Source organism: Asticcacaulis sp. (genome assembly GCF_027484505.1).
Lineage (GTDB): Bacteria > Pseudomonadota > Alphaproteobacteria > Caulobacterales > Caulobacteraceae > Asticcacaulis.
Genome location: NZ_JAIXSV010000328.1, coordinates 1 through 4,970 on the forward strand (window position 1 = coordinate 1; position 4,970 = coordinate 4,970).

A 4,970-nucleotide genomic window follows, 5' to 3' on the forward strand; every position below is an offset into this window, starting at 1 on the left:
AGAAAGGCACGGCGGCTGGGGGTGGGTTCGGCCACGTTGGACGCGGCCTGGCGCAGCAATTGACGCAGCATCATGGCTCAGGTCCTCGCCAGCTTGGCAGCCTGCTTCACGGCTGCCTTGATCCGCACATAAGTGGCGCAACGGCAGACATTGCCGTCCATCGCCGCTTCAATATCGGCATCGGTGGGGTTCTGGTTCTCGGCGATCAGGGCCGTGGCAGCCATGACCTGACCCGACTGGCAATAGCCGCACTGCACCACGTCCAGATCGGCCCAGGCCTTCTGCACGGCAGCGGCAGCCTTGCCGGACAGACCCTCGATCGTGGTGATCTTGGCACCCACGGCGGCAGAGGCCGGCAGCTGGCAGGACCGGGTCGGCTGCCCGTCCACATGGACCGTGCAGGCGCCGCACTGCGCAACGCCGCAGCCGAACTTGGTGCCCGTCATATTCAATTCGTCACGAAGGACCCACAGAAGCGGCATGTCCTCCGGCACGTCCACTTCGCGGACCTTGCCGTTGATATCGAGGCTAATCATCGCTGACCCCAATTAAGAATGAAATCATCAGGCCCTCGCCAAGCCTGACATCGTGGGAGAGGATGACGGGCAAGGGTTTGGAAGTCTTCCAGAAATTGATCATCCAAGCACCCGCCCCTGCGCGCCTATTTCTTCGTGAGGGCAAAGCATGGAAATGGAGGCATTCAAGGCATTTGTCCGTCCACCGACGACCGTCGGCCTTAGTCATCGCGGACATCGATCATGCATGCGCAGCTTCGGTTCGATATACAAAAGATTATTGACAGACCCCTGATTAAATTAATATCCAAAAGAAACTCATCTAAGTTGAGGGGGCAAAAAATTTTGACACAAAGATACGTTGGCTGTGTAGATCACCTTTCGTCGCAACATATATCTGGATGGATATTTAATCAGGACAATATTGATGAAGAAATAATCATTGAGATTGTTTACAACAACATAGTAATTGGAAAGTTATTAGCAAATTTAGAGCGTGAAGATGTTGAAAAAATATACGGAAAGAAAAATTGTGGATTCAGTACCTATCTTTCGGGTATGAATTTCTTTTTTAACTATAAAGACTATCAGTTTCGGGTGCGTGGATCAAATTTTTTCTTTGGATACCCGAGTATGCCAAGGGAGAAACTTGCATCTGAATTAAATTGGAGAAAACATGGTGTTATATCTGTACTATCAAATAGCACAAGCTTTTCAAAAAAAGTTGCTATAATTGCAATGTTTTCTAATGATGAAACCCTGAGCAAGTCACAGATATTTTGCGTTAATTCCTATCGTGCACTTGGTTACACCGTCGTTGCCGTGATGGCAACGGATCGAAACCCCACTTTGGTTCACGTATCATTGGCGCAATACGCTGATTACATCATTCTACGCAATAATTTTGGCTGGGATTTTTCTTCTTGGGCAGCAGCGCTGGACTTGTTCTCAGAGAACATCCAGGGAGTCGACGAAATCATACTGACCAATGATAGTATAATTGGACCAAGCCCTTCCCTAGCTGCTGATATTACGCGAATGCAGGCCAAAAATCTGGATTTTTGGGGCATTACAGATTGCTGGCAACATTCATATCATATTCAATCATATTTTATGTACTTCAATAAATCAAGTCACAGTAATATTATTAGATTTTTTGATAACTACAAACCATCCGGCGACAAGGAATATGCCATTCAGAATGGAGAAATATATCTTTCTCAGTACATGATCAAGTCAAATCTTAGACATGGCGTTCTTTGTCCGTATGAGATTGCATCAAAGTTTGCAATAGAGTATTTTTGCAAAGAGTTCGGTGCGACCAGTAAGTTTCCAGAATTTATAAGCTCGAAGGACTCCCCCTTTCCGGTTGCGTTATCAAATCTGGAATACAGAAATATGTTCTTTGCGGATGCGATTACAGCAATCAGAAACAGAACGCCACTCAACCCAACACATCATTTTTGGTACGTTCTGATGAGCGATATGAAGACACCATTCCTTAAAAAGGAACTAGTTGGAAAGAATCCAGTCGGCGTTCCAGATCTATATAATATCGATAACATTTTATTGATGGACGAATATTCACAATTTTCAATTTTGTTACGAGATTATTTGATGAGAGATGCCAAATCATTAGCGATATGGATGAGCCGCCAAACTGGCGATTTTGAGTAGAAGATACCTAAACGTAAATTTTTTATAGTCGTTATGGATTGAATACAATTCTATTTTTCATGAGAATGAGGTGGATAAGATTCATTGCGAGTGGGGGCGTTGGTGGCGGCGCGTGTATCGACGGTGGCCTTTCAAGGCATTGATGTGCTGGATATCGATGTACAGGTTCAGATGACGGGTGGCCCCATCACCTTTCTGGTGGTGGGATTGCCGGACAAGGCTGTGGCGGAAAGCCGGGAACGCGTGCGCGGCGCGTTGCATGCCCTGGGCATTGCGTTGCCGGCACAGCGCCTGATGGTCAATCTCGCACCTGCCGATGTCATGAAGGAGGGCTCGCATTTTGATCTGCCCATCGCGCTGGCCCTGCTGGTGATGATGGGCATTCTGCCGGATGACGCCATGGCGGGGTATCAGTCGCTGGGTGAACTGGGGCTGGACGGGTCCATCGCGCCGGTCGCCGGTGTCCTGCCCGCCGCCATCAATGCCCTGGCATCAGCCAAGGGCCTGATCTGTCCTGCGGCCAGCGGGGGGGAGGCGGCATGGGCCGGCGATGGGCTGGACATCCTGGCACCGCCATCACTGCTGGCCCTGATCAATCATTTCAAGGGCACCCAGGTCCTGACCCGGCCCGAACCGAAGCTGCAGCAGGAACTGCCCGGCAGCGTGCGGGACCTCCGCGATGTAAAAGGACAGGAAACGGCCAAACGCGTGCTGGAGGTGGCGGCCAGCGGCGGTCACAACATGCTGATGCTGGGGCCACCGGGATCGGGCAAGTCCATGCTGGCCGCGCGCCTGCCGGGCCTGCTACCGGGGCTGGACGCGGCAGAGGCGCTGGAAGTGTCGATGGTGCATTCTATCGCAGGCGGGCTGGAAGAGGGACGGTTGATCCGCACGCGTCCGTTCCGGGAGGTGCATCATTCCGCCACCCTGGCGGCCATGGTCGGCGGGGGCACGCGCGCCAAGCCGGGGGAGATCAGTCTGGCGCATCAAGGCGTGCTGTTTCTGGACGAATTGCCGGAATTCGCACGCGGCACGCTGGAGGCGCTGCGTCAGCCATTGGAAACGGGCCGCGCCACCATCAGCCGCGCCAACCACCATGTCACCTATCCGGCCCGGTTCCAACTGGTGGCGGCCATGAACCCCTGCCGCTGCGGTCATCTGGACGATGCCGCGCTGGCCTGTGGCCGGGCGCCGAAATGCGCGCTGGATTATCAGAGCAAGATCAGCGGCCCGCTGTTCGACCGTATCGACCTGCATATCGATGTGCCGGCGGTCAGCGCATCCGACCTGTCACTTCCGCCCCCGCGTGAGGGCACGGCGGAGGTGGCGGCCCGCGTCGCCGCCGCGCGGGAGCGGCAGCGGGAACGGTACAAGGCCCTGCTCCCGCCCGGCCATCCGCCCGTCCGCACCAATGCCGAGGCGGATGGCGAACTTCTGGAAAAGGCGGCTGCACCCGATCCGCAGGGGCGTTACCTGCTGACCGAGGCGGCGGAACGGCTGAAACTGTCAGCACGGGGATATCACCGCGTGCTGCGCGTGGCCCGGACCCTGGCCGACATGGACAATGCCGATCAGGTGCGTCGCATCCATGTGGCGGAAGCCCTTTCCTATCGCCGGGTGGCGCCGGGCCGGTAGGTTCAGATCAACGGGGCCCGGCAGGCACGCCCAGATAGGCGCGATATTCAGGTGCCACGTCCTGGGGCAGACGAATGGAGGCGGATGCGATCTTCAATTCCGCCTCACTGATGCTGCCGCTACGCGGTACCCCGACGGTGATGTTGAAGCGCGCCACGCTGCCCTTGATGGCAACCTCGCGCGTGCCCTTCGCGAAATAGCGGAACGTGTATTCGGAGATGATACCGTAGGACACCCGGCCATGCTGGACCAGACGGAAGACATTCTCCTCCGACCGGACATCGCGCCGGGACACGGCCCCGTTGTCGAATCCCTGACGCATGCGATCGCCATATTCGTAGCCGATGACGGTCGCCACCTCCGCCGGCAAAGAACATTGATCACAGATGCTGGGTGCCCCCTGAGCCGCGATGAAGACATTGTCAGCGGTATAAAGGCGGCGACCGAACCAGAGATCGTCTGGATAGGCGTACCAGCCAGGGGCGACATGGCACACCATATCCACCTCCCCAGCCCGCACCAGTTCGGGCAACCGTTTGGGCGGGGCCAACCGCACCGTCGCAGCATGGCCCAGCCGTTCGGCAACCTTACGGCACAGATCAATGGCCAGCCCCTTCGCCTCTCCCCCATCCTCATCCAAGATCAGATAGGGGGGCGGCAGACTGTCGGAAACAACGAGGCGCAGGGGTGCAGCAGCCGGTGTTGCGGCAGGAAGCGCAATCATAAGAAGAATCGTAAATTCACAAATAAGCCAAAAGCGTGTAGCGCTACCCGTGGCCATGCGCTTATTCATCCATCGTCTGCGATCAGCCCGCGTAGGGTGTATGATTGTTCGCGCTTGATGCCAAGGCTTGTTGAAGGGCCACCGCCTGTGCGACCCTCAAGAGGCATGACGTCAGCGATGGAGAGCGCAATGGCGGCGGTTTTGGGGATTGGTGGTCTGTTTATCAAAGCATCCGACCCGGCAGCCATGGGCGATTGGTACCGAAGGGTACTGGGAATCGACTGGGGTGATTTTGGGGCCATGTTTCCCCATCCCGACCGGGGCTTCACCCTGCTCAGCGGGTTCAAGGCGACCAGCAGCTATTTCGATCCCAGCCCCCTGCCCTTCATGGTGAACCTGATTGTCGATGATCTGGACGG

At 55.6% G+C, this 4,970-nt stretch carries 4 protein-coding genes and 1 pseudogene; 3 read left to right on the forward strand and 2 right to left on the reverse strand.

The genetic code is table 11. The features are described from left to right. Positions 1-77 precede the first annotated feature (77 nt). Entirely contained in the window at positions 78-536 is a 459-nt protein-coding gene (locus Q0072_RS19300) for a (2Fe-2S)-binding protein (RefSeq protein ID WP_298333208.1), read from the reverse strand. A gap of 222 nt (positions 537-758) precedes the next feature. On the opposite strand from Q0072_RS19300, the gene Q0072_RS19305 reads away from it, so the two are divergent. Together Q0072_RS19305 and Q0072_RS19310 are read left to right on the forward strand one after the other, a co-directional pair. Next, the gene (locus Q0072_RS19305; protein WP_298333210.1) at positions 759-2,192 is read left to right on the forward strand and encodes a rhamnan synthesis F family protein; all 1,434 of its coding nucleotides are present in this window, start codon (positions 759-761) and stop codon (positions 2,190-2,192) included. A 102-nt stretch (positions 2,193-2,294) separates the two neighbouring features. Next, positions 2,295-3,827 carry a YifB family Mg chelatase-like AAA ATPase gene (locus tag Q0072_RS19310; RefSeq protein WP_298333212.1) on the forward strand — a complete coding sequence of 511 codons (1,533 nt, stop codon included), beginning with the start codon at positions 2,295-2,297 and terminating at the stop codon, positions 3,825-3,827. 7 nt (positions 3,828-3,834) lie between these two features. Here the strand turns inward: Q0072_RS19310 and Q0072_RS19315 are convergent, their stop codons facing one another. Then, positions 3,835-4,551 (reverse strand): transporter substrate-binding domain-containing protein, encoded by a 717-nt coding sequence (locus Q0072_RS19315; RefSeq protein WP_298333214.1) that lies wholly within the window; start codon positions 4,549-4,551, stop codon positions 3,835-3,837. Positions 4,552-4,740: 189 nt separating this feature from the next. Between Q0072_RS19315 and Q0072_RS19320 the strand changes: the two are divergent. Further along, positions 4,741-4,970 (forward strand): annotated as a pseudogene (locus tag Q0072_RS19320) (VOC family protein); the annotation flags it as partial.

Bases quoted from the DNA above. Each gene is read 5' to 3' on its own strand.
- Q0072_RS19305 (WP_298333210.1), top strand. From the start codon at position 759: ATGCATGCGCAGCTTCGGTTCGATATACAAAAGATTATTGACAGACCC.
- Q0072_RS19315 (WP_298333214.1), bottom strand. From the start codon at position 4,551: ATGATTGCGCTTCCTGCCGCAACACCGGCTGCTGCACCCCTGCGCCTC.
- Q0072_RS19300 (WP_298333208.1), bottom strand. From the start codon at position 536: ATGATTAGCCTCGATATCAACGGCAAGGTCCGCGAAGTGGACGTGCCG.